20 protein-coding genes are annotated in these 23,410 nt (G+C 70.6%); 8 read left to right on the top strand and 12 right to left on the bottom strand.

What is annotated here, in order from left to right; all coding sequences use genetic code 11:
- Nucleotides 1–7: 7 nt before the first annotated feature.
- The 5 genes from ACRWK8_RS21735 to ACRWK8_RS21715 form a co-directional block, all read right to left on the bottom strand.
- Nucleotides 8–1,117, bottom strand: a complete 1,110-nt coding sequence (locus ACRWK8_RS21735) for an ABC transporter ATP-binding protein (protein ID WP_378743106.1) — start codon at nt 1,115–1,117, stop codon at nt 8–10.
- Nucleotides 1,114–2,202: an ABC transporter ATP-binding protein gene (locus ACRWK8_RS21730; protein ID WP_378743108.1), complete on the bottom strand. Its 1,089-nt coding sequence runs from the start codon at nt 2,200–2,202 to the stop codon at nt 1,114–1,116. The genes ACRWK8_RS21735 and ACRWK8_RS21730 overlap by 4 nt, the downstream gene beginning before the upstream one ends.
- Nucleotides 2,203–2,204: 2 nt before the next feature.
- Nucleotides 2,205–3,227, bottom strand: coding sequence for an ABC transporter permease (locus tag ACRWK8_RS21725; RefSeq protein ID WP_378743110.1), 1,023 nt, complete (start codon nt 3,225–3,227; stop codon nt 2,205–2,207).
- A complete protein-coding gene (locus ACRWK8_RS21720; protein WP_378743112.1) occupies nt 3,227–4,231 on the bottom strand; it encodes an ABC transporter permease in 1,005 nt (334 codons plus the stop codon). The genes ACRWK8_RS21725 and ACRWK8_RS21720 overlap by 1 nt, the downstream gene beginning before the upstream one ends.
- Before the next feature lie 200 nt (nt 4,232–4,431).
- The gene (locus ACRWK8_RS21715) at nt 4,432–6,099 is read right to left on the bottom strand and encodes an ABC transporter substrate-binding protein (protein WP_378743114.1); all 1,668 of its coding nucleotides are present in this window, start codon (nt 6,097–6,099) and stop codon (nt 4,432–4,434) included.
- 356 nt (nt 6,100–6,455) lie between these two features.
- Between ACRWK8_RS21715 and ACRWK8_RS21710 the strand changes: the two genes are divergently transcribed.
- Nucleotides 6,456–6,860 carry a hypothetical protein gene (locus tag ACRWK8_RS21710; protein WP_378743116.1) on the top strand — a complete coding sequence of 135 codons (405 nt, stop codon included), beginning with the start codon at nt 6,456–6,458 and terminating at the stop codon, nt 6,858–6,860.
- A gap of 213 nt (nt 6,861–7,073) precedes the next feature.
- On the opposite strand, the gene ACRWK8_RS21705 is transcribed toward ACRWK8_RS21710, so the two are convergent.
- On the bottom strand, nt 7,074–7,568 hold the full coding sequence (locus ACRWK8_RS21705; protein WP_431872525.1) for a hypothetical protein: 495 nt from the start codon (nt 7,566–7,568) through the stop codon (nt 7,074–7,076).
- An 88-nt stretch (nt 7,569–7,656) separates the two neighbouring features.
- Nucleotides 7,657–8,172 carry a gluconokinase gene (locus ACRWK8_RS21700; RefSeq protein WP_378743120.1) on the bottom strand — a complete coding sequence of 172 codons (516 nt, stop codon included), beginning with the start codon at nt 8,170–8,172 and terminating at the stop codon, nt 7,657–7,659.
- A gap of 120 nt (nt 8,173–8,292) precedes the next feature.
- On the opposite strand from ACRWK8_RS21700, the gene ACRWK8_RS21695 reads away from it, so the two are divergent.
- A complete protein-coding gene (locus ACRWK8_RS21695; protein ID WP_378743122.1) occupies nt 8,293–9,000 on the top strand; it encodes a FadR/GntR family transcriptional regulator in 708 nt (235 codons plus the stop codon).
- Nucleotides 9,001–9,004: 4 nt separating this feature from the next.
- Here the strand turns inward: ACRWK8_RS21695 and ACRWK8_RS21690 are convergent, their stop codons facing one another.
- Nucleotides 9,005–10,381 carry a GntP family permease gene (locus ACRWK8_RS21690; protein WP_378743124.1) on the bottom strand — a complete coding sequence of 459 codons (1,377 nt, stop codon included), beginning with the start codon at nt 10,379–10,381 and terminating at the stop codon, nt 9,005–9,007.
- Nucleotides 10,382–10,691: 310 nt separating this feature from the next.
- Here ACRWK8_RS21690 and ACRWK8_RS21685 point away from each other — a divergent pair, with 310 nt between their 5' ends.
- A complete protein-coding gene (locus ACRWK8_RS21685) occupies nt 10,692–11,324 on the top strand; it encodes a DJ-1/PfpI family protein (RefSeq protein WP_378743126.1) in 633 nt (210 codons plus the stop codon).
- A 50-nt stretch (nt 11,325–11,374) separates the two neighbouring features.
- On the opposite strand, the gene ACRWK8_RS21680 is transcribed toward ACRWK8_RS21685, so the two are convergent.
- Nucleotides 11,375–12,388: a MerR family transcriptional regulator gene (locus ACRWK8_RS21680; RefSeq protein WP_431872521.1), complete on the bottom strand. Its 1,014-nt coding sequence runs from the start codon at nt 12,386–12,388 to the stop codon at nt 11,375–11,377.
- A 115-nt stretch (nt 12,389–12,503) separates the two neighbouring features.
- Between ACRWK8_RS21680 and ACRWK8_RS21675 the strand changes: the two genes are divergently transcribed.
- The 4 genes from ACRWK8_RS21675 to ACRWK8_RS21660 all read left to right on the top strand — a co-directional run bounded on the left by ACRWK8_RS21675 (nt 12,504) and on the right by ACRWK8_RS21660 (nt 17,240).
- A complete protein-coding gene (locus tag ACRWK8_RS21675; RefSeq protein ID WP_431872519.1) occupies nt 12,504–13,508 on the top strand; it encodes a threonine aldolase family protein in 1,005 nt (334 codons plus the stop codon).
- 148 nt (nt 13,509–13,656) lie between these two features.
- Nucleotides 13,657–14,445, top strand: coding sequence for an IclR family transcriptional regulator (locus ACRWK8_RS21670; RefSeq protein WP_378743132.1), 789 nt, complete (start codon nt 13,657–13,659; stop codon nt 14,443–14,445).
- Between the two features lie 374 nt (nt 14,446–14,819).
- A complete protein-coding gene (glpK, locus tag ACRWK8_RS21665; RefSeq protein ID WP_378743134.1) occupies nt 14,820–16,319 on the top strand; it encodes a glycerol kinase GlpK in 1,500 nt (499 codons plus the stop codon).
- Nucleotides 16,320–16,478: 159 nt separating this feature from the next.
- On the top strand, nt 16,479–17,240 hold the full coding sequence (locus ACRWK8_RS21660) for an MIP/aquaporin family protein (RefSeq protein WP_378743136.1): 762 nt from the start codon (nt 16,479–16,481) through the stop codon (nt 17,238–17,240).
- Between the two features lie 72 nt (nt 17,241–17,312).
- Here ACRWK8_RS21660 and ACRWK8_RS21655 read toward each other — a convergent pair whose 3' ends face one another.
- A complete protein-coding gene (locus ACRWK8_RS21655) occupies nt 17,313–18,167 on the bottom strand; it encodes a helix-turn-helix domain-containing protein (RefSeq protein ID WP_431872516.1) in 855 nt (284 codons plus the stop codon).
- A 456-nt stretch (nt 18,168–18,623) separates the two neighbouring features.
- Between ACRWK8_RS21655 and ACRWK8_RS21650 the strand changes: the two genes are divergently transcribed.
- Nucleotides 18,624–20,192 carry a glycerol-3-phosphate dehydrogenase/oxidase gene (locus tag ACRWK8_RS21650; RefSeq protein ID WP_378743140.1) on the top strand — a complete coding sequence of 523 codons (1,569 nt, stop codon included), beginning with the start codon at nt 18,624–18,626 and terminating at the stop codon, nt 20,190–20,192.
- 233 nt (nt 20,193–20,425) lie between these two features.
- On the opposite strand, the gene ACRWK8_RS21645 is transcribed toward ACRWK8_RS21650, so the two are convergent.
- Both ACRWK8_RS21645 and ACRWK8_RS21640 read right to left on the bottom strand, forming a co-directional pair.
- Nucleotides 20,426–20,629, bottom strand: a complete 204-nt coding sequence (locus ACRWK8_RS21645; RefSeq protein ID WP_014912876.1) for a cold-shock protein — start codon at nt 20,627–20,629, stop codon at nt 20,426–20,428.
- A 279-nt stretch (nt 20,630–20,908) separates the two neighbouring features.
- The gene (locus ACRWK8_RS21640; protein WP_431872513.1) at nt 20,909–23,410 is read right to left on the bottom strand and encodes a glycoside hydrolase family 2 protein; all 2,502 of its coding nucleotides are present in this window, start codon (nt 23,408–23,410) and stop codon (nt 20,909–20,911) included.

Genomic DNA, 23,410 nt, shown 5'->3' with positions numbered 1-23,410 from the left:
CGCCGGATCAGCTCGCGCCGTGCACGATCCGCTCCGCCAGCTCCTCTCGGGGCTGGATCTCGCCGGAGAGGATCTGCTCGGCGTAGTGGCAGGCCACCCGATGGGTGGCGCTGGCGTCCCCGCCGTTCAGCGGGCGCAGCTCGGGACGCTCGGTGTCGCACCGCTCCTCCTGCCGCCACGGGCAACGGGTGTGGAACCGGCAGCCCGCGGGCGGGTTCGCGGGCGAGGGCAGGTCGCCCGCGAGCAGGATGCGTTCCCGGGTGTCCTCCACGGTCGGGTCCGGCACCGGCACCGCCGACATCAGCGACCTGGTGTACGGGTGCAGCGGGGTCTCGTACAGCTCGTCGCTGGTGGCCTCCTCGACCAGAGAACCCAGGTACATCACCCCCACGACGTCACTCACGTGCCGCACCACCGCGAGGTCGTGCGCGATCACCAGGTACGTCAGGCCCAGTTCCTCCTGGAGCTCCTCCAGCAGGTTGAGCACCTGGGCCTGGATGGACACGTCCAGCGCCGAGACCGGCTCGTCGCAGATGATGAGGTCCGGCTCCAGGACCAGCGCCCGGGCGATCCCGATCCGCTGGCGCTGACCACCCGAGAACTCGTGCGGATAGCGCTGGAGCGCCTTCGCGGACAGCCCCACCCGCTCCAGCGCGTCCACCACCCGGCGGCGCTGGTCCTCGCCCGTCCGCCGCCGCAGCTCCGCACCGCTCAGACCCTGGGCCTCCTTGCCCTCGGGGCCGCCGATCCCGTGCGTCTGGAGCCCCTCCAGCAGGATGGACCCGATGTTCTGGCGCGGGTTCAGGCTGCCCAGAGGGTCCTGGAAGACCATCTGGAGATTGGCGCGCTCCCGGCGCATCGACTCAGCGTCGAGCCCGGCCAGGTCGCGCCCGCCGAACCACACCTCACCCTCGGTGATCCCGTTCAGCCTCAGCACCGCCCGGCCCAGGGTGGTCTTGCCACAGCCGGACTCCCCCACCAGGCCGTAGGTCTGGCCCTGCTCGATGGCCAGCGACACCCCGTCCACGGCGCGCACGTGCCCCACGGTGCGGTCGACGATCACGCCGCGCTTGATGGGGAAGTGGACCTTGAGGTCCCTGATCTCCAGCAGGCTCATCCCCGCTCCTCCTCGTCGTCGCCCACCACGGCCGGGCTCTCCAGCACGGCCCGGTCCACCACGTCGGCGTGGCTGATGGGGTTCACACAGCGGTGGACGTGTCCCGGGTCCCCGTCGCCCACACTGACGAGCTGGGGCGGCCCCTGGAGGCACTCCATGGTGTAGTGGTCGCACCGGGGCGCGAACGCGCACCCGTCCGCCCAGGCGATGTTGTCGTTCACCGAACCGCGCACCGGGGTGAGCGGTTCGCCGCGCGGCGCGTCCAGGCGCGGGATGGAACCCAGCAGGCCCACCGTGTACGGGTGCGTGGGGTCGCTGAAGAGCGGCGCCCGCTCGGCGGTCTCCACCGCCCGGCCCGCGTACAGGACGTTGATGTCGTCGCACAGCCCCGCCACCACGCCGAGGTCGTGGGTGATCATCAGCAGCCCCGTGCCCTCCTCCGTGACCAGGTCCTTGAGCAGCTCCAGGATCTGCGCCTGGATGGTGACGTCCAGGGCCGTGGTGGGCTCGTCCGCGATCATCAGGCGCGGCTTGCAGGCCACCGCCATCGCGATCAGCGCGCGCTGGCGCATACCGCCGGACAGCTGGTGCGGGTACTCGTTCAGGCGCCGGGTGGGGTCGGGGATGCCCACCCGGTACAGGAGGTCGGCCGCCTCCTTCCTCGCGGGGGCGCCGCGCATCCCCCGGTGCCGCTTCAGGATCTCCGTGACCTGGACGCCGATGGGGACCACCGGGTTGAGCGAGCTCAGCGGGTCCTGGAAGATCATCGCCAGCTGTGAGCCGCGCAGGTCGCGCATACGGCGCTGGGAGACCCGCAGCAGGTCCGCCTCCCGGAGCTCCTCGCCCCGGTCGGACAGGCGCATGACCGCGCTGCCGCCCACCTTCACGCCCCGGTCCGGCAGCAGGCCCATGAGGGCCAGGGAGGTCACGCTCTTGCCGCAGCCGGACTCCCCGACCAGCCCCGTGACCTTGCCCTCCTCCAGTGTGAAGGAGACCCCGTCGACGGCACGGGTCGGGTTCTGGCCCTTGCGGTGGAACACCACGGACAGCTCGTCCACCGCCAACAGCGGCGTGCTGGAACTCATGGTCACTTCCTCAACTTCGGGTCGAGCGCTTCCCGCAGCGCCTCACCCAGCAGGGTGAAGCCGAGCGCGGTGATGATGATGCCCAGGGCCGGGTAGACGGCCAGGGACGGTGCGCTGGACAGGAACCGCTGGGCCTCGGACAGCATCGTGCCCCACTCCGGATAGGAGGCGTCCGGATTGCCCAGACCCAGGTAGGACAGGGCCGCCGCGTCGATGATGGCGGTCGCCAGGGTGAGCGTGGACTGCACGATCACCGGCCCCATGGAGTTGGGCAGGATGTGCGTCACCGCGATCTTCCGCTTGCGCACGCCCAGGGCCTGCGCGGCCAGCACGTACTCGCGGTTGCCCTGGGAGATCATCGCGCCGCGCAGCAGGCGGGCGAAGATCGGGACCTGGGCGATACCGACCGCGATCATGACCGTGGTGAGGCTGGGTCCGACCAGGGCGGCGACCGTGACGGCCAGCAGCAGGGTCGGCATGGCCAGCATCATGTCGATGACGCGCATGATGACGTTGTCGACCTGGCGTCCCCAGTGGCCGCCCAGGACCGAGCAGGCACCGGCCAGGCCGCCCAAGAGCGCGCCGAACAGGAAGCCGACCAGGGTGGCGACCACACCGACCAGGAGGGTCTGGCGGGCACCGATCACCATGCGGGAGAACATGTCCCGACCGAGGTGGTCCAGGCCCAGCCAGTTCTCGGCGCGCGGTCCGACGAACTCGTTGCGGTTCGGGAAGACCTCGCCGCCCCAGGCCTGGGAGGTGGGGCTGTAGGTCGCGATGAGCGGTGAGAACAGCGCGATGACGAGGAACACGGCGACGATGACCGCGCCGGTGATCGCCATGGGGCTGCGGCGCATCCGTTGGAAGGCCTCGCGCCAGACCCCGGAGCCGTGGGCGCCCGCGTCCCGGTCGCCCATGAGCTCCGCGAGCCGGTCGACCTTCTCGGCCCTGCGCCGGTGGAACGGGACCTTCTCGTCGGCCGCCGCGGTGTCCGGGGCCTCGGACGGGTTCGGTGTCGTAGGCATCACTGGGCCCGCACTCTCGGGTCGAGGAGGCTGTACGAGATGTCGACCAGGAGGTTGATGAACACGTACATGGTGGCGATGAGGAGGATGAATCCGGTGAGCACCGGATAGTCACGGGTCTGTGTCGCCGCGTAGACGAACGACCCGATCCCCGGGAAGGCGAAGACGCTCTCCGTGAGGACCGCTCCGGCGAAGAGGCTGCCCGCGAGCAGACCGACCGCGGTGACCACCGGAAGCAGGGCGTTGCGGAGCACGTGACGGGTGCGGACCGTGGTGCGGTGCAGGCCCTTGGCGTTGGCGGTGCGGACGTAGTCCTCGCCCATGACCTCCAGGACGCTGGCGCGCGTCATGCGGGTGATGACGGCCAGCGGGATGGACGCCAGGGCCAGCCCCGGCAGGACCAGGTGGGCGAACGCGTCCATGACCACGTCCCACTCCCGCGTCATGAGCCCGTCCAGGACCACGAACCCGGTGATGTCGGTGCGGCTCAGCCCCGGGGAGAGCCGGAACGCCGACGGGAACACCCCCAGATTCTCGGCGAAGACCACCTTGAGGATGAACGCCAGGAAGAAGACCGGGGTGCAGATGCCCAGGAGCGAGCCGCCCACGGCGGCGAAGTCCAGCACGGTGCCGCGCTTGCGGGCGGCGAGGTAGCCGAGGGGCAGACCGGCGGCGACGGCGAAGATCATCGCGGTCACGGCCAGTTCGAAGGTCGCGGGGAAGCGGAGGAGGAACTCGTCCAGGACCGGTCGGCTGGTCTGGAGGGACGTCCCCAGGTCGCCCTGCACGATGTTGCGCAGGAAGGTGAGGTACTGAACCGCGAGGGGTTCGTCCAGACCCAGGGAACGGCGCAGAGCGGCACGCTGCTCCGCGGTCGCGTCGTCGGGGAGGAGGGCGTACTCGGGTCCGCCCGGCAGTCGTTGGAGCCAGACGAACAGCAGGATCGACAGACCGCCGAGAGTCGGGATCAGCTGTAGGAGTCGCCTGACGATGAATCGCAGCACCTGCGCCGCCTTTCGCCAGTGGTGGGAACGATGGACGCGAAGCGTCCCCCGCCGGGGTGTGGCGGGTTGGACGGATGGATGTGGGGGTACCCGGGGGGGTGCGGCGGGACCGCCGGGGTGGCCGTGCGGCGGGCCCGGCCGGTCGGGGACCGGCCGGGCCGAGCGAGGTCCCCTCCCGGGTCAGGGAGAGGGGTCCGCGCCTACTTCCAGGAGGCCTCGGCGAAGTTCTCCTGGGTCAGCGGGCTGACGTTCGGCGGGTTGACGTCCCCGGAGAACGCGATGGAGGGCGGGGAGCTGGAGATGGGCAGCCCCGGAAGGACCTCCATCACCATCTCGTTGAGCTCCTGGTACCCGGCGACGCGCTCGTCCGCGTCGGGGTTGGTGCTCACTTCCTCCATCTTGTCGAAGAGCTCCTCGTCGTCCATGCCCCAGGCGTTGTTGGGGGTGGAGAACCAGGTGCCGATGAAGTTGTAGGCGTCGTTGTAGTCACCGGTCCAGCCCAGCAGGTACAGCGGGCAGTTGCCGCTGTCGGTCTGGTTGATGTACTCGGCCCACTCGTAGCTCTTGGCCTCCACCGTCACGCCGGCCTCCTGGAGGTCCTCCGAGATGACGTCGAAGATGTCCTTGGGGGCGGGCATGTAGGGGCGGGTGACCTCGGTCGGGTAGCAGAACTCGAGGGTGAGGTCCTCCTGGCCCGCGTCGGCCAGCATCTCGGCTGCCAGCTCCGGGTCGTACTCGAACTCACGCACGTCCGGGGACCAGCCGTCGAGGGTGTCCGGGTGGAACTGCGAGGCGACCTCGCCGCCCTCGGGGAGGATGGTGTCGACGATGCGCTGGCGGTTGACCGCGTGCGAGAGGGCCTCACGCACCTCGAGGTCGGCCAGGGCCTCGTTCTCCTGGTGGTAGGCCAGGTAGAGGACGTTGAACACGTCACGGGTGGGGACCTCGAACCCGGCCTCCTGGAGCGGGCCGACGTCGGCCGGGGCCACCAGGTCGTAGCCGTGGATGTCGCCCGCTTCCAGGGCCTGACGACGGGCGTTCTCGTCCGGGATGGCCCGGATGATCATGTTCTCGAAGCCCGCCGGGTCGCCCCAGTAGTCGTCGAACCGCTTGAGGGTGATCTCCCCCTGGTCCTGGTTCCACTCCTCCAGGGTGAACGGGCCGGTACCGGCGACCGTCCCCGGGACCTGGGTGTACTCGGGCAGGTTGGGGTTGCCCTCCTCGCCCGTGATCTCCTGGCCCTCCATGGCCTCCAGGCTGGTGGGGCTCATGATGCCGAACGCCGCGAGGCTGAAACCGCCGGGGTAGAGGGAGGAGAACTCGCTGACCTCGATGACCGCGGTGAACTCGTCCTCGGCCTCACAGGAGACGAAACGCGGGTCGGGCGCCGCGTACGCCTCGTCGTTCTCCGCGAATCCGCCGAAGATCTTCTGCCAGTAGTACGAGTTGTTCGAGCTCTGGTAGGCACCGGTGAGGTTGTACCAGCGGTCGAAATTGGCGCAGACCGCCTCGGCGTTCAGGTCGTCGCCGTCGTGGAACTTCACGCCCTCGTGGAGGTTGAAGGTCCAGAGCGTGCCGTCCTCGGACTGGTCCCAGGATTCGGCCAGTCCGCCGACGATCTCAGAACCGCCGGATTCGTGTTCGAGAAGGGTCTGGAAGACCTGTCGGCTGTAACGGAAGGTCTCACCGTCGCTGGCGAGGAAGGGGTCGAGCGCGGTGATGTCACCGGCGGAGGCGAAGACGAACGGCTGTGAGTCGTCGCCTCCTCCTCCGGCACGGTCACTCTCCGCGCAGGCGGTCGCCACAAGCGTGAGCGACGCCGCGACGGCCACGAGGCCGAGCGGTTTACGGGAAGACTTCGTGAACATGGTCCACCTCAGTGATGGGGGACGGGGGTGTGGGGGCCCGTAACGATGAGTGGACCCTAAACCTCGCCATGACCACCTGGGAAGGTAGACGGCTGGGTATTAATACAACCGTTTCAGATCTGTGCCGTGATCCATAGATCGGATTTCGATCCGCATGTGTTTAACTGAGCGCCGTCTTCACGGGAGCCCCTGACGCCCCGGCATCGTGACAATGGGTATTCGCGCGAGCACAATTTCCTTTCCTTTATCCGATCATAGGATGAATGAACTTCCTTGCCGAATGTCCGTTTTTCGTTTCCCCTCCCCGCGCCGGACCCGAGGCGCCGGAGGTGTGCGGTTCGTCCTATGATCTGCGGATGGACACTCCCCTTGACGACGCGGAACTCACCGCGTTCCTCGAAGGCCAGGACACCACCTGGCTGGCCGAGCAGTTGATGCTCGTCGCCGACGAGGACCCCATCACCCGCATCCGCCTGAGCGCGGCGGCCGGAGCGGAGAGCGCGGTGGAGGAGGCCCGAGGCGTCGTTCTGACGCGGGTCACCGCGCACTCACCGCAGGAGGCCGCGGCCGACCCCGACGACGGGGACCCGCTGCACCGGTCGCTGGACCTGCTGGACGACCTCCTCGACTACGGCTTCGAGGACGAGGTGGGAGACATCGCGGACGAGGCTCGCGAGATCTACGTCAACCGCCACGGGGAGGACGGCAGCGAGCACCTGGCCCGCCTGCACGTCCTGGCCGACGGCGAGGAGGAGGACTGAGCGGCGACGCCTGAGACGGGACCCGCGGGACGGCTGGGGCCCGGCGGCGCGTGACCACACGAGTCACGCGCCGCCGGGCCCCTGGTGTTCTCCGTGAACGATTCCCCAAGCGCGGAGAGGAACGCACGGCTTTACGGCGTAGATTTCCGACGCGGACGGAGGGGCGTGCCCCGGTCGAACGGCCGGGGCACCGGACCACCGCGCCAACGGGTGCTAGGAGGAGCACCAGCGGCGGACGCTGGTACTCCACAGGGCGATGTTGGTGACGATGGCGAAGAGGGCCACCAGCAGGGCGACCAGCAGCAGGGGCGTGTCCGCGAGCCGGGCCGCCGAGTTGAGCGCGGAGACGGCCACGCCGAGGGCGACCAGCGCGCCGAACTGGGCGGCACGCCACAGGACGTGACCGGCGCGGCGCACCGGCAACGCCAGCGCGACCAGCCCCAGGGTGACCAGGGACGCCAGGACCACCTGCACCCACAGTTCGCGGACGACCGGGGCGGGCGCGCCCGCGTCCAGGGTCGCCCAGGACTGGTAGGCCAGCCCCACGAACACGGCGGCCGTGACGAACATCAGGACACAGGTCTGCCGAACGTCCTGCGGGGGCCGCACACCGGGGCGACCCGGGGCGAGCAGGCTCCGCCGGGGGGCCGGAAGCACGCTGAAGGGCCGGGGGTCGGAGGATACGGGGGACGTCTGGGTGTCGTGCATGACGACCAGGGTCGCGCGCCGGGGCGTACTACACAAGTGGAGCGAAATCCCCGCACACCCGGTGCCCACTCCGTGACGGAGTGTCCCTCTACTGTCGGGAGAGGCGTGTCTGTTCCGCCACGTAGTCCAGGGCCTGTCGACTGAGCTCGTCGAGGTTCCCGCGCACGTCGAGCTCCAGCCCCTCCTCGTCCGGGCCCAGGCGTTCCAGGGTCTCCAGCTGGGAGCGCAGGAGCGCGGGCGGCATGAAGTGGTCCTCACGCGCCTCGATCCGCTCCCAGATGACCTCCTCCGTTCCGTGCATGTGGACGAAGCGCACGCCGGGCGCACCGGCGCGGAGGACGTCCCGGTAGGAACGCCGGAGCGCGGAGCAGGCCATCACGGTGGACTCGCCCAGCACCTCGTGCGCGGCGATCCAGTCGGCGAGCTCGGCGAGCCAGGGCCACCGGTCCTCGTCGGTCAGCGGCACACCGGCCGACATCTTGCTGATGTTGGCCTGCGGGTGGAAGGCGTCGGCCTCCGCGAAGGGCAACTCCAGGCGCGCGGCGATCCGCTCCGCGACACTGGTCTTGCCGCTGCCGGACACTCCCATGAACACGAAATGCATGCTCTCTCCGAGTCTTGGCCCGCCGCCCGTGCGCGACGCCGCCACCAATAGTGATATCAATCAATCCGGCTAGGCTGCTCCCTGACACTGAACGCGTCACAGGAGATTCCGAGGGCCGAGATGACCACCGAGCACCGAACGCTGCACAACCGGGTGCTGGCGGTGCTCGGTCCGGCGATCGCCGCCGGCGAGTACGCCCCCGGCCACGCCTTCACCCTCCAGGGTCTGGAGGGCGACTTCGGCGTGTCCCGGACGGTCGCCCGCGAGGCGGTCCGGGTCCTGGAGTCCATGGGACTCGTCGTGAGCCGACCCCGGACGGGTATCCGGGTCCGCCCCCAACGGGACTGGAGCGTCTTCGACCCCCAGCTGATCCGCTGGCGCCTGGCCGGTTCCGGCCGGATGGAGCAGCTGCGGTCCCTCAACGAGCTCCGGGCCGCCGTGGAACCCGGTGCGGCCGCCCTGGCCGCCGAGCGCGGGCCCGCCGACGAGCGGGCCCAGCTGGAGGCGGTGGCCGAGCGGATGACCCTCACCGGACAGGCGGGCGAGCTCACCACCTTCATGGAACTCGACATCGCCTTCCACCGCCGCATCCTGGAACTGTCCGGCAACGAGATGCTCTCCGGTCTGGCCGAGGTGGTGACGGAGGTGCTGGTCGCCCGGACCTCCTACGACCTGATGCCGCACAACCCCCGCCCGGAGGCCCTGCGCCTGCACATGACCGTGGCGAGGGCCGTCCGGGACGGTCTGCCCGACGTGGCCGAGGCCGCCATGAGGGCGATCGTCACCGAGGTCGCGGACGCCCTCAGGGACGACGCCCCCGGCTGCTGAGGTCCTACAGGACCAGGTACAGGGCGAAGGCGAAACCGAAGCCGATGAACCCGATCAGGGTCTCCATGACCGTCCAGGTCCTGAGCGTCGTCTTCACGTCCATCCCCAGGAAACGGCCGACCAGCCAGAACCCGGAGTCGTTGACGTGGGACAGCGCGGTCGCGCCGGAGGCGATCGCGATGACGATCAGGGCCAGGTCGATGGAGCTGAGCCCGGAGGTCGCCTGCACGGCCGGGGCGATCAGCCCGGCGGCCGTGGTGATGGCGACGGTGGCCGAACCCTGGGCGACGCGCAGGGCGAGGGCGATGACGAAGGCCGCGACGATGACCGGCATCCCCGTGGACTCCAGGCTTCCGGCGAGGGCGTCACCGATGCCGCTGGTGCGCAGGACGCCGCCGAACATGCCGCCCGCGCCGGTGATGAGGATGATCCCGCAGACCGGACCGAGCGCGCCGCCGACGATCTCCTCGACCCTCTGGCGGGTGAAGCGCCCCTGGCTGAGGACCACCATTGCGTAGAGCACGGTGATGAGCAGGGCGATGGGCGTCTCCCCGAGCAGCCGGAGCGCCTGCACCCAGAAGGAGTCCGCCGGGACGGCTCCGGTAGCGGCGAGGGTGGCGGTGCCGGTGTTGCCGAAGATGAGCAGCATCGGCAGCAGGAGGATGCTGAGCACCGTGCCCAGGCGCGGCGGGTTCTCGTGGGTGACGTCGCCGTTGGACATGATGTCGTCGGGGACCGGGATCTCGAAGCGCTTGCCCGCCCACAGGCCGAACAGGTAGCTGGCCAGGTACCAGGTGGGGATGGCCAGGACCACGCCGACGAGGAGGGTCAGGCCCATGTCCGCGCCGATCTCCACGGCGGCCGTGACGGGGCCGGGGTGCGGCGGTACGAAGGCGTGCATGACCGCGAAGGCACCGGCCGTGGGCAGGGCGTAGATCAGCACCGAACCGCCCACGCGGCGGGCCACGCTGAAGACGATCGGCAGCATGACGATGAGGCCGACGTCGAAGAAGATCGGGAAGCCGAAGAGCAGGGAGGCCACGCCGAGGGCCATCGGGGCGCGCTTCTCACCGAACAGCTTGATGAGGGCGCTGGCCAGGACGGCGGCGCCGCCGGTCACCTCCAGCATGCGGCCGATCATCACGCCCAGGCCCACGAGGAGCGCGACGTTGGCGAGCGTGCCGCCGAAGCCGTCGAGGAGGGTGGGGACCACTCCGTCGACCGGGATGCCCGCGGCCAGTGCGGTGACCACGCTGACCAGGACCAGGGCGACGAACGCGTGCATCTTGAAGCGGATGATCAGGAACAGCAGGAGCGCGATGGCGCCCGCCGCGATCCCGAGGAGGGGACCCGTGCCGTAGACGGGTACGAAGCTCTCCATGACGGAGCCTTCCGGTGGACGGGACGGTGGGGCTTGGCCGTGTGGGGACACGCCCTTGACCTGCTCTTGGACCAGGCTCCGAGAATGGTAATACCATTTGTGAGCATCTGTGAACACCGGCTTGAGATTTTGTGACTGTGACCCAGGCCACACACACTGGATCGGAGCCCCCGCGAGCGGCGTGACCCGGGCGGAACCGGACCGGAATCTTCACGGCACCGACGGACAAACCAGGTGATCCGTGCGGCCGATGCGACGTCCACGGTGTGCGTGAATTGACACCCGGCCACCCAGACCCCAACCTCATGCCATGAGCGCTGAGCCCACCCCCTCTCTGCACCTCGCCGTTTACGACCGCATGGCCGACTGGCACTACGGCCACACCGTCGCGCAGGCGCGGGAGGGCATCGGTCCCCACCGGACCGGCAGCCTCCCGGTCGTCACCGTGGGGCTCACCGGGGCCCCGGTGACCACGGCGGGCGGGCTCACCGTGCTCCCCGACGTCACACTCCCCCAGCTCAAACCCTCGACCAGCGCGATGTTCCTCCTGTCGGGCTCACCCGACTGGGACACCGAGCCGGAGTCCCTGGCGCCCATGGCCTCGGCGGCGGGCATCCTCCTCGACGCCGGCGTCCCCGTGGCGGCGATCGGCGGCGCGACGGCCGGACTGGCCCGGGAGGGCGTGCTCGACCACCGCGACCACACCAGCTCGGCCCCCGACTACCTCCTGGGCACCGGGTACGCGGGCGCCGGACGCTACCGCGAGCAGCTGGCCGTCACCGACGTGGACCTGGTCACCGCGGGGGGAACCGCCCCGGTCGAGTTCGCCCGGGCGGTCCTGGCCCGGCTCGACCTGCTCAGCCCGCGCGCCCTCGACGCCTGGTACCGGCTGCACGCCCTGCACGACGCGGACGCCTACCTGACGCTGCTCGAGGAGGCCTGAGGCAGGCCCCCTCCAGCCCCCCACGCACACACCCCGGCGGGGTTCCGGACTCAGGAGCCGACAGCCGCCGCGCTCATGGCGTCCGCGATCCAGACGTAGACGGCCGGGTCGTCGTCGTGGTCCTCGGGGACACCGTTGATCACGGCCACCAGGGACAGGTACCGGCCGTGGGTGCCGTCGTAGCCGGGCTCCTCGGAGACCGCGTCCTCCTCCGCCATCCGGCGCACGAGGTCGGGGATCCGGCGGAACCCGTCGGCCATCCGGTCGCGGACCTCCGGGGTGAGCCTCTCCCCGGAGAGGGCGACCGCCGCCTCCATGAACCGTGTGACGGTGGCCTCCGCACGCGCCGACCGGGGGGACTCCCCCGCACGGTGGGCGGCGAGGAGGTCCTCCATGAGGGGCGTCCCGCTGTCGTGGATGAAGTCCTGGAACGGCTCGGTGGCTATCGTCCGCGCCTCCGGCGCGGCGTAGGTCTCCCGGAGGTGGACGCGGACCGCGTCGCGGAACTCCTGGTCCGACACCAGGTCGGCCAGGGTGATCCAGGCCTCCAGCTGCGCGGCGGTGGGCTCCTCGGGCAGGACCGGACGCATCGCGCGCAACCGGTCGACGAACCCGTCGGGCACGTCGAGCCCCTCCGCGACGTCGTTCCAGAAGTCGTCGATGGTCCGCTCCCGCTCCTCGTCGGTCATCGTCACCAGCTGGTGCATCAGGTCGACCCGCTCAGCCTCTCCTCCCTCCCTGATCAGGGCCCTGAGCACCGCCCTCCTGGACCGGAGGGTGCGCTCCTGCCGCTCGACGACCTCCAGGTGGGTCACGAGCACGCCGTGCAGGGTCGTGTCACCGGAGAGGAGCCTCCGGATCTCCCTGAGGTCGGTGTCCAGCTCGCGCAGCGTGCGGACCAGTTCCAGCGCGGCGATGGCGTCGACGTCGTACATCCGGTGCCCCGCCTCGTTCAGGGCCGTGGGCCGGACGATCCCGGCCTCCGCGTAGTACCGGACGGCGCTGACGCTCAGGCCGCTGCGCCGTGCGGCGTCTCCGATGGTGTAGAGCTCTTCGTCGTTCATGGGGATCACTGTGGCGCCTCAAGCCACTTGAGACGCAAGCCCCCGTCCGGGGCGGCCCGGATTCCGGAGGGGCCGCGCAGTATCGTCGTGGGGCACCCCACGCCGAGGAGTACCCGTGATCGACCTGCGTTCCGACACCCTGACCAGCCCGACCCCCGCGATGCGTCGGGCCATGGCCGAGGCCGAGGTGGGTGACGACGTGTTCGGCGAGGACCCCACCGTGCGCGCGCTGGAGGAGGAGACCGCCGCCCTGCTGGGCCGGGAGGCGGCGCTGTACGTCCCCTCCGGGCACATGGCCAACCAGCTCGGCCTGTACGTGTCCACCCGCAGCGGCGAGGAGGTGTGGGCGCACGAGCACCACCACCTCATCGGCGACGAGCAGGGCGCCACGGTGGTGCTGGCCCGCGCGCTGCCGCGACTGTACTCGGGCGACCCGTTCCCCTCCCGGGAGCTGCTGGAGTCGTGGAGCGCGGGCGTCGGTGACGTGCACCGGGCCGACCCCGCCCTGGTGTGGCTGGAGAACACCTTCTCGGGTCAGGTGGTCCCCCTGGCCGAACAGCGCCGGGTGACGGACTTCGCGCACGCGCACGGGCTGCGGGCCCACCTGGACGGCGCCCGGCTGTGGAACGCCGCCGCCCATCTCGGGATCTCCCCCGCCGACGTGGCCGCGGGCTTCGACACGGTCTCGGTCTGCTTCTCCAAGGGTCTGGGTGCGCCGGTGGGCTCGGCGCTGGTCGGTGACGCCGACACGGTCCGGCGGGCCAGGCGCGGCCGTAAGCTCCTGGGCGCGGGCATGCGCCAGGCGGGGATCATCGCGGCGGGTGCCCTGCACGCGCTGCGCCACCACCGGGAGCGGCTGGTCGAGGACCACGCGCGCGCGGCCCGGCTGGCCGAGCTGCTGGCGGACCTGCCGGAGCTGACGGTGGACGCCCGGACCAACATGGTGCTGGTCACCACCCCCGAAGGCAGCGCCGGACGGTACCTGGAGGCCCTCGCCGCCGAGGGGGTCCGGGCGCTCGGCGGAGGGTCCCGGGTACGGCTGGTGCTGCGCCAGGAGATCACCGACAGCGACGTCGAGGAAGCGGCACAGGCGATCGTCCGCGCGGTCGCGACCGTCTGAGGTGAACCGACCGCAGGTCAGCGAGGTGGCGCGTCGGTAGACTTGGCCGATCGCGCGCGAACCCGGGGCGCCGACAGGTGTTGCGCATCACATCGCGTAGTAGCATCGGGCGTATGACATTGTCGTACTAGAGAGTGGTAGCACCGCAATGCCGGGAAGAATCCAGTCCATCGAACGCGCCGCCGCGATCCTCCGGCTCCTGGCCAGTGGCGCCCGCGGACTGAGCCTGGCGGAGGTCTCGCGATCCCTGGAACTGCCCAAGGGCACGGCTCTGGGCATCCTGCGCACCCTCCAGCACGTGGGCTTCGTGGAGCAGGACCCCGAGTCGGGCCGCTACCGCCTGGGCGGCGGGATGCTCAGCCTCGGCACCCGCTACCTGGACGGCAACGAACTCCGCACCCGCGCGCTGAACTGGGCCGACACCCTGGCATCGCGCAGCGGTGAGAGCGTGCGCATCGGCACCCTCCACAAGCACCAGGTCCTGGTGGTGCACCACGTCTTCCGCCCGGACTCCTCCCGACAGACCCTGGACGTGGGCACCCTGCTGCCGCTGCACGCGAGCGCCCTCGGCAAGGTCCTGATGGCCTTCGACCCCCTGGCCGTACCGGAGGAGGTCTCCGCCGTGGAGACCGACTCCCCGGTGGAACTCACCTCCTTCACCCGCCACACCGTGTCGTCGATGGCCGCGCTGGAGGCCCAGCTGTCGGAGATCCGCGACAACGTCTGGGGCTGGGAGGCCGAGGAGCTGGTGGACGGCGAGGTGTCCATCGCCGCACCCATCCGCGACCGGCGCGGGGTCACCGTCGGGGCGATCGGGGTGCGCGGCGCCGTCGAGCGCCTGCGCGGCGAGGACGGCAAACCCGACATGGAGCAGGTCTCCTACGTGCGCGACGCCGCCCGCGCCATCTCCCGTGAGTTGGGTGTCACACCCTACTGAGCCGGGGCTCACTCCCTGAGTTCCCCGCCCCGCGCGTCCTTCCCCGGCGCTCGGCCCCCGGTCAGCCGGGTCCCTTCACACGCCTTCCCATACCCCGCCGGGCAACGGCCGGACCAAAGGCGGTCACCGCTTCGCCCCACTTCGGGTCAGGCCCCGGAGTGGTGCTTTCCGTGTCCGTGTCCGTCCTGAGACAGTGTCCGCCCGACCGCGTGATCCACGCAACACGATTGCGTCACACGGCCTTGACATGGGAAGGAAAGACGGTTGAAACTAACGCCTATTCATACGTCAATGTCGTACATCGTTCGGTGAGCACCGCCGATCACACCGTTTCCCACCCCGTTCCAGAGCCGTCCACCTGAAGGCGAGCACCGATGAGTCAGCAGTACGTCGCCGCGATCGACCAGGGCACCACGTCGAGTCGCTGCATCCTCTTCGACCGGGACGGACGCATCGTCTCGGTCGACCAGAGAGAGCACCGGCAGATCTTCCCGAGACCGGGTTGGGTGGAGCACGACGCCCTGGAGATCTGGACCAACGTCGAGGCCGTGGTCCAGGAGTCGCTGCGCAAGAGCGACATCACGCCGGACCAGATCGCCGCCATCGGCATCACCAACCAGCGTGAGACCACCCTGATCTGGGACCGGGCGACCGGCGAGCCGGTCTACAACGCCATCGTCTGGCAGGACACCCGCACCGACGACATCGTGCGCGAGCTCGCCGCCGACGAGGGCCAGGACCGGTTCCGCCCCAAGTGCGGACTCCCGCTCGCCACCTACTTCTCCGGGCCCAAGATCCGCTGGCTGCTGGACAACGTGGACGGTGTCCGCGAGCGGGCCGAGCGCGGCGAACTGCTCTTCGGCACGATGGACACCTGGCTCATCTGGAAGCTGACCGGACGCCACGTCACGGACGTGACCAACGCCAGCCGCACCATGCTGATGAACCTGGCCACCCTGGACTGGGACACCGACGTCCTGGAGGCCATGCGGATCCCCGCCAGCCTGCTGCCCGAGATCCGGTCCTCCTCGGAGGTCTACGGCGAGTCCACCGGCTACCTCGCGGGCACCCCCGTGGCCTCGTCGCTGGGCGACCAGCACGCCGCGCTGTTCGGTCAGACCTGCTTCGACCCGGGCGACGTCAAGGGCACCTACGGCACCGGCACGTTCCTGGTGATGAACACCGGAACCGAGCCCGTGACCTCGAACAACGGCCTGCTCACCACGCTGGGCTACAAGATCGGCGACGCTCCCGCCGTCTACGCCCTCGAAGGTTCCATCGCGGTCACCGGCTCCCTGGTGCAGTGGCTCCGTGACAACCTGGGCCTGATCTCCTCCGCCCCGGAGATCGAGACGCTCGCGCGCACCGTGGACGACAACGGCGGCTGCTACGTCGTCCCGGCCTTCTCCGGCCTGTTCGCCCCGCACTGGCGCAGCGACGCCCGGGGCGTGATCGCCGGTCTGACCGGCTACGTCAACAAGGGGCACATCGCCCGCGCGGTCCTGGAGGCCTCGGCCTGGCAGACCCGCGAGGTCGTCGACGCCATGAACGCCGACTCCCAGATCGACCTCACCACCCTGAAGGTCGACGGCGGCATGACCGCGGACAACCTGCTCATGCAGATCCTGTCCGACGTGCTCGACGCCGAGGTCGTGCGCCCGATGGTCGCGGAGACCACGTGTCTGGGCGCCGCCTACGCCGCCGGGCTCGCCGTGGGCTACTGGCCCGACATCGAGACCCTGCGCGCCAACTGGCACAAGGCCGCCGAGTGGAACCCGCGGATGGAGCCCGCGGTCCGTGAACGCGAGTACCACAACTGGAACAAGGCCGTGCGGCGCACCCTGGACTGGGTGGAACACGAGGACGCCAGGTAGCACCGGGCCGACGGGGGCGGGCCGGGCACACGGCCGCTCCCGGCCCGCGTGACGAACGCGCCCCCGCGGCTCCTCCCGGTGCCCCGGAGCGCGGACCCGGGGCACCGGGAGGTGTCCCGCTCATCCATCTCGGCAGCCCCGCACGGGGCGGAGGTCTCCATGGAAAACATGTCGGTGTACCTGGCGGAGTTCGTCGGTACGGCCATCCTGATCCTGCTCGGCGGCGGTGTCGTCGCCGGTGTCTCACTCGCCCGCTCCAAGGCCCTCGCCGCGGGCTGGATCGTGGTGACGTTCGGCTGGGGCATGGCGGTCGCCATGGCCGTCTACGTCGTCGGCACCGTCTCCGGCGCCCACATCAACCCCGCGGTCACGCTCGGCCTGGCCAGCATCGGTGAGTTCGGCTGGGCGCTGGTGCCCGGCTACATCGTGTCCCAGATGCTCGGCGCCATCGCCGGTGCCTGCCTGGTCTTCCTCGCGTACTTCGCGCACTGGAGGATCACCGACGACCCCGAGGCCAAACTGGGCGTCTTCAGCACCGCGCCCGGGGTGCGCAACCCGGTCGCCAACCTCACCACCGAGGTCATCGGTACCGCGATGCTGGTGCTGGGCATCCTCGGGATCGGCGGCAACGAGGGTTCGGTCACCAAGGGCGACGCCGACCTGTCCGCCCTGTTCGCGCACGGCCTGGCCCCGCTGCTGGTGGGTCTGCTGGTGTTCGCGATCGGCCTGTCGCTCGGTGGCCCGACCGGGTACGCCATCAACCCGGCCCGTGACCTGGGCCCCCGCATCGCGCACGCGCTGCTGCCCATCCCGGGCAAGGGCTCGTCCGACTGGGGGTACGCCTGGATCCCGGTGGTCGGTCCGCTCGTCGGCGGTGTGATCGGTGCCTGGATCTGGCACCTGACCGGCTTCGGAACCTGAACCGGAGGCGGGACCCGCGCTCGTTGGGGGCGCCCGGCGCGGCCGGGCGCCCTCCGGCGTTCGCGGGGTGTCTCACGTGCTCAGGTGGACCTCCTCCAGGTAGTCGAGGGTCTCCCCGGGCCGCAGCGCCACCAGTCTGAGGTGGTTGACCAGCTGCTGGTAGCGGGCGACCTCGTCGGGCTCCTCCAGGTAGATGCCGTCCGTGGCCGTCTCCAGGTAGACCACCGTGGGATCGATGGCGTGCGGGAACTCCAGGATCACGCAGGAGCCCCCGGCCCCGGGGTTGAGCTTGGCCGCCCGGGTCATCTGCACGGTTACGTTGGGCCGCTGGGCCATCTCCAGGATGTGTTTGACCTGGGATCGACGGACCTCGGGGTGGTCGTGCAGGCGCAGCAGGGCGCCCTCGTCGAAGATCGCGTACAGCTCGGGAGGGTCCTGGTCCTCCAGGATGCGTTGGCGGGTCATCCGGGCGTCGATGTCCCGGCGGATCTCCTGGGGGTTGGCCAGACACGCCTGGGCGGCGACCCTCATGTACTCCGGGACCTGGAGCAGGCCCGGGATCACGACGGGCTGCCAGGAGGTGATGCGCGTCGCCTCGGTCTCGAAGCCGACGAACCTGGCCGCGAGCACGTCGCGGTACCGGGACCACCAGCCGCGTTCGAGGGACTGGCGGCACAGGTCGAGGATCTCGTCGAACTCTCTGCCCCGGGGTACCTGGCAGGCGTCCAGGATCGCCCTGATCTCCGGGACGCTGGGCCGTTTCTTGACCCCGGACTCGATGTTGGAGTAGGTGGACTTGGACAGGCCGGCCGCCGCCGCGGCCTCTTCGCTGGTCTTGCGGGCGGCGAGCCGTACCCGCCGCAGTTCGGCGGAGAGCCGGCGCCGCCGGATCGTGGGTGAGTACCTAGTGGCCATGATGGGGTTCATCGTAGGACCGGAGATGCCTCCCAAGCTGGACAATCCGGGGAACTCGAAGTCCAGACATCCATCTTGATTGAGGAATCGGGATATCGACTTCTCCAACTCTGGATTCCAGCTTCCTGGGCGAGGAAACCGCTCCTGTCCCACCTTGGGGCGACATGCCCGGCACCCCTCCGCCCCCGGCGCCGCCCGTGCCGGGCGTCCACCCCGACACCCCTATCAGAGTTCGACAATGCCGAACCCCAGCGGACAACAAGCGACCACCCGATCCCCCAGAGTCACACCAGGCACATGCGACACGCCCACGGGCCCACACTTCCCCGACGGATCCCGGCAACCGTGACGCCGATCGACGGCATCGTTCGGCATTGTCGTATTATGCGTACGACACCCACCTGAAACGTGGAGCCCGTTCAGGTACGTGCGGTAACGCCCCCCTCCCCAACGGACGGAGCACCAGCCATGACCGCCAGCGCCCACCGCAGCGACGCCAGCACCCACCGAGGTCGTACGCGCGACGAACTCACACGGGGCACCTTCGACCTCCTCGTCATCGGCGGTGGGATCCTCGGCACCTCCGTCGCCTGGACCGCCACCCAGGCGGGCCTGCGCGTGGCCATGGTCGACGCGGGGGACTTCGCCGGGGCCACCTCCAGCGCCTCGTCCAAGCTCGTGCACGGCGGTCTGCGCTACCTCCAGACCGGCAACGTGCGCCTGGTCGCGGAGAACCACAAGGAACGGCGTTCGCTCGCCTCCGACGTGGCCCCGCACCTGGTCAACCACCGCCCCTTCCTCGTCCCCGTCTACTCCGGGGGACCGCACGGCGCCGCCAAGATGGGCGCGGGCGTCTTCCTCTACTCCGCGCTGTCCGCCTTCGGTGACGGCGTGGGCCGCCTGCTCTCCCCGCTCCAGGCCAAGCGCCTGGCGCCCGGTCTGCGCACCGAGGGGCTCAAGTCGGTGGCCGCCTACAGCGACCACCAGATGAACGACAGCCGCATGGCTGTGATGACCGTGCGCGCCGCCGTGGACGCCGGCGCCGTGGTGCTCAACCACGCCGAGGTCCGCGGGCTGCGGACCACGCGCGGCCGTGTCACCGGCGCGGACCTGCACGACCGCGTGGACGGCGACGACTTCGGCATCGACGCGCGGCTGGTCCTCAACGCCACCGGCCCCTGGGTCGACCACCTGCGTCGCATGGAGGACGCCGCCGCCTCGCCCAGCGTGCGCCTGTCCAAGGGCGCCCACCTGGTGCTGCGCACCCCGGATCCGTGGCGGGCCGCGCTCACCATCCCGGTGGACAAGTACCGGGTGTCGTTCGCGATCCCGTGGGAGGACCACCTGCTCCTGGGCACCACGGACGAGGCCTACGAGGGCGATCCCGCCGAGGTGGGCGTGGTCCCCTCCGACGTCGACCAGATCCTCGGCGAGGCGGCGCTGGGCATCGACTCCTCCTACCTCGACCGGGACCGCATGACCTACTCGTTCGCGGGTCTGCGCGTGCTGCCGGGAGGCCCCGGGGGCACCAGCTCCGCCAAGCGCGAGACCGTCGTCACCCAGGGGCGCGGCGGCATGCTCTCGGTGGCCGGGGGCAAGTGGACGACCTACCGGCACATCGGCCGGACCGTCCTGGAGGAGCTGCGCAGGGTGTCGGCGGTACCGCTGGCCGAGGACATGGCCGACCCGCTGCGAACCGTGCCGCTGCCCGGTCTGGCCAGCCCGGACGCGGTCGCCCAGCGCCTGATCATCGACCGGGACCCCGGCACCCGCCTGGACCCCCTGGTCGCCCGCCACCTGGCGTCGCACTACGGGAGCCTGGCCCTGGACATCGCCGGGCTGGTGCGCGACCAGCCCGAACTGGGCGAGCGCATCCACCCGGACGGCCCGGACGTGTGGGCGCAGGTGGTCTTCGCCCGCGACCGCGAGTGGGCGGTGACCGTCGACGACGCCCTGCGCCGCCGGACCACGGTCACCGTGCGGGGCCTGGACACCCCGGACGTCCGCGAGCGCACCCGCGCCGTCCTGGAGGCCTGAGCGCCCGCCGGAGGCCCTGAACCCCACGAGGAGGCCTCCGCGCGCACACCGGGAGCCCGGGACCGTCGGTGACGGTCCCGGGCTCCCTCACGTGCGGTTCCGGATCACCGCCGGACCACGGGTGGTCACACGGACCCCGGACATGCGAACGCCCCCGGAGTGATGGACTCACTCCGGGGGCGTTCAGCGACGTTCACGCCCGCGAGGGGCGACATCGCTACGTCTATGCGGTCTTAGATCGCGACGACGTTCTCGGCCTGCGGGCCGCGGGTGCCAGCGACGATCTCGAACTCCACGCGCTGGTTCTCCTCCAGGTTACGGAAGCCCGTGCCCTGGATGGCGCTGTAGTGAACGAAGGCGTCGGGGCCACCGTCGTCGGGGGAGATGAAGCCGAAGCCCTTCTCGCCGTTGAACCACTTCACAGTTCCCTGAGCCATGTTTTCTCCTTCAGCTCGGTGTACACGGACGCATACTCACACGCCCGAAAATTGCCGCGAGCCGACTCCATGAGAAACCGCCCGCCGGTCACAAACTCCGCGGGCAAGACACCAACTGCGAAATTCAACGACTAACAATCTCCAATGAACGTACCACAGCCTCGCCAGCTCGCGAGGGTTTTCGGTGTGGCAACCCGCACGGCCCGCCGAGGAATACCGACGGGCCGGGCGGGGAACGCGTGTGATCCCTGAGGTGGACACCGGAGTGTCACGAGAGCGTCACCCGGGGTTCACCAGCGCGTCGTTGACGCACCTCAGAACGGGTGGCGCCGTCACCGCCGCCGGGTCCAGGGCCGCACCGCCCGACACCGTGAAGGTGTGCGACTCGCCGGGCAGCAGCGTCACCAGAGCGCTGTCCGCGCTCGCTCCGGGGTCGAGTCGGTCGACGTTCAGGACCAGATCCCTCAGGAGCACGCGGGCGCGCACCGTCACCCGCAAATCGGAACCGTCCACCCGCGTTTCCGCCTCGAATTCCGGCTTTCGGTACTCCAGGTCGAGATCACGGGAGAAGAACCACCACGCCCGCTCCCCCGCCCCGTCGACGGTGAGCACCTCGCGGGCGGGGTCCCCCGGCTCCGCGACCCCGGCGGGCACCGGAACGCGCAGCGCCCCGCGCGGCGCCACCCGGACCTCGTGCGCGGAGGCGGCCACCGCCCGCCCGGTCCCGGTGTCCCGGCGGGCGAGGGTCACCTCGGTGACCCACTCCTCGTCGGTGTCGTTGCCCAGGACCACCGCCAGACCGGCGGCGGTGGGCTGGACGGTGGCCACCCGGTCCGCGTACACGCGCCGCAGCGCGTACCACAGGGGCTTGCGGCGCCCCGCGCCGTCCACCGCCGCCCACGACGTGACCGGCCAGCAGTCGTTGAGCTGCCACATCACCGTGCCGGTGCAGTACGGCCAGGTCGACCGGAAGTGCTCGATCCCCACCGTGAGGGCACGCGCCTGGTTGACCTGGGTGAGGTAGTGCCAGTCGTCGAACCCCCACTCGCGGTCGCCGAAGTGCGCGGCCAGCCCGCGGGCGAGCTTGCCGTTGCCGTCGTCGGCCTTCTGGTGGTGCAGCACCCCCGGTGAGGTCGGGGTGAGCGGGTCGTCCGTCACAGCGGACCGCAGGGTGGCGTGGGCGGGCGGCGCCTGGTACCCGAACTCGGCGGCGAACCGGGGCCGGTGGTCGCGGTAGACGGTGTAGTCCTCCTGGTTCCACACGTCCCAGAGGTGCATGGTGCCGTGCGCGGCGGCGTTGGGGTGGACCCCCTCGCCCTCGGAGTAGGGGCTACCCGGCCAGTAGGGGCGGGTGGGGTCGAGTTCGGCGACCACGCGCGGGAGCAGGTCCAGGTAGTACCCGGCGCCCCAGGCGCGGTCACCCAACCGGTCCTTCCACCCCCAGTCCTCGTGGCCCCAGATGTTCTCGTTGTTGCCGCACCACACCGCCAGGCTGGCGTGCGGGGACAGCCGTACGACCGCCTCGCGCGCCTCCGCCTCGACCTCGGAGGCCAGCGGCTCGTCCTCGGGGTAGGCCGCGCAGGCGAAGAGGAAGTCCTGCCAGACGAGGATCCCGCGCTCGGAGCAGAGTTCGTAGAAGACCTCGGACTCGTACGCGCCGCCACCCCACACCCGTAGCAGGTTGATCCCGGCGTCGCGGGCCTGGTCGATCCGTTCCCGGTACCGGTCCCGGCCGATCCGGCTGGGGAAGGCGTCGTCGGGGATCCAGTTGGCGCCCCGCACCAGGACGTCGCGGCCGTTGACCCGGACGGCGAAGCCCGCTCCCGCGCGGTCGGGTTCGCTGCGCACCGCCACGTTCCGGAACCCGATCCGCCGTTCCCATGTGTCGAGCCGGGGGGTGTCCGGCCCGGCTCCGGCGAGCTCCACCACCAGGTCGTGCAGGGGCTGGGCGCCGTGGCCCCGCGGCCACCAGAGCGCGGGTTCGGCCACCACGAGGTCCAGTACGACCTCCGTCTGCCCGGGGGCGAGGGTGACGGCCGCGGTGGCTCCCGCGACCGTCGCCGTGAGCGTGAGGGGAAGGTCCGTGCCGGGCCCGGTCCGTTCCACCTCCACGTGCGCGCTGACCCGGCCCAGCGAGCCGTCCTCGGAGACCGACACGAGGGGCCGCACCGTGGCCAGCCGTGCCGTGGACCACGCGTGCAGCCGGATCGGCCGCCAGACACCGGAGGTGACCACGGTCGGGCCCCAGTCCCACCCGAAGTTGCAGGCCATCTTCCGGATGTACTGGTAGGGCTCGTCATAGGCGCCGGGGAGGGGTCCCATGCGCTGCCGGTTGGCCTCCGCGTACCGGTAGGGGGAGGCGAACTCCACCTCCAGGGCGGGGGCCGGCCCGCCCTCGGCCAGCGCCCGGGTGACGTCGAAGCGGTACGAGCGGTGCATGTTGGCGGTCCGCCCGACCTCCCGGCCGCCCACCCGGAGCGCGGCGACGGTGTCCAGGCCCTCGCAGACCAGGTCCACGCGTTCGGCCGCGCCCACGGCGGGGAGGAGGCCCTCCAGGGTGCGCGTGTACCTCCAGTCGGTCCGGCCGATCCAGCCCAGCCGGTCCTCGTTGTCGTCGAGGTAGGGGTCCTCGATCAGGCCCCGGTCGAGCAGGTCCGTGTGGACACAGCCGGGCACGGTGGCCGGGATCTCTCCCAGCGCGGCGGCCGGGTCCGGCAGCACGCCCTCGTGTGGCACCGCCGTCAGGGTCCAGCCCTCGCCCAGGTCGAACCAGGAGGTCAT

The organism is Nocardiopsis eucommiae, from assembly GCF_965344335.1.
GTDB classification, from domain to species: Bacteria; Actinomycetota; Actinomycetes; order Streptosporangiales; family Streptosporangiaceae; genus Nocardiopsis; species Nocardiopsis eucommiae.
Note: the sequence above shows the minus strand (reverse complement) of the source record. Positions and strands in the feature narration are given on the sequence as shown.

Coding starts and splice junctions, on each gene's coding strand:
- ACRWK8_RS21735 (WP_378743106.1), bottom strand. CDS start 1,117: ATGAGCCTGCTGGAGATCAGGGACCTCAAGGTCCACTTCCCCATCAAG.
- ACRWK8_RS21730 (WP_378743108.1), bottom strand. CDS start 2,202: ATGAGTTCCAGCACGCCGCTGTTGGCGGTGGACGAGCTGTCCGTGGTG.
- ACRWK8_RS21725 (WP_378743110.1), bottom strand. CDS start 3,227: ATGCCTACGACACCGAACCCGTCCGAGGCCCCGGACACCGCGGCGGCC.
- ACRWK8_RS21715 (WP_378743114.1), bottom strand. CDS start 6,099: ATGTTCACGAAGTCTTCCCGTAAACCGCTCGGCCTCGTGGCCGTCGCG.
- ACRWK8_RS21710 (WP_378743116.1), top strand. CDS start 6,456: ATGGACACTCCCCTTGACGACGCGGAACTCACCGCGTTCCTCGAAGGC.
- ACRWK8_RS21705 (WP_431872525.1), bottom strand. CDS start 7,568: ATGCACGACACCCAGACGTCCCCCGTATCCTCCGACCCCCGGCCCTTC.
- ACRWK8_RS21700 (WP_378743120.1), bottom strand. CDS start 8,172: ATGCATTTCGTGTTCATGGGAGTGTCCGGCAGCGGCAAGACCAGTGTC.
- ACRWK8_RS21695 (WP_378743122.1), top strand. CDS start 8,293: ATGACCACCGAGCACCGAACGCTGCACAACCGGGTGCTGGCGGTGCTC.
- ACRWK8_RS21690 (WP_378743124.1), bottom strand. CDS start 10,381: ATGGAGAGCTTCGTACCCGTCTACGGCACGGGTCCCCTCCTCGGGATC.
- ACRWK8_RS21685 (WP_378743126.1), top strand. CDS start 10,692: ATGAGCGCTGAGCCCACCCCCTCTCTGCACCTCGCCGTTTACGACCGC.
- ACRWK8_RS21680 (WP_431872521.1), bottom strand. CDS start 12,388: ATGAACGACGAAGAGCTCTACACCATCGGAGACGCCGCACGGCGCAGC.
- ACRWK8_RS21670 (WP_378743132.1), top strand. CDS start 13,657: ATGCCGGGAAGAATCCAGTCCATCGAACGCGCCGCCGCGATCCTCCGG.
- glpK (WP_378743134.1), top strand. CDS start 14,820: ATGAGTCAGCAGTACGTCGCCGCGATCGACCAGGGCACCACGTCGAGT.
- ACRWK8_RS21660 (WP_378743136.1), top strand. CDS start 16,479: ATGGAAAACATGTCGGTGTACCTGGCGGAGTTCGTCGGTACGGCCATC.
- ACRWK8_RS21655 (WP_431872516.1), bottom strand. CDS start 18,167: ATGAACCCCATCATGGCCACTAGGTACTCACCCACGATCCGGCGGCGC.
- ACRWK8_RS21650 (WP_378743140.1), top strand. CDS start 18,624: ATGACCGCCAGCGCCCACCGCAGCGACGCCAGCACCCACCGAGGTCGT.
- ACRWK8_RS21645 (WP_014912876.1), bottom strand. CDS start 20,629: ATGGCTCAGGGAACTGTGAAGTGGTTCAACGGCGAGAAGGGCTTCGGC.
- ACRWK8_RS21640 (WP_431872513.1), bottom strand. CDS start 23,410: ATGACCTCCTGGTTCGACCTGGGCGAGGGCTGGACCCTGACGGCGGTG.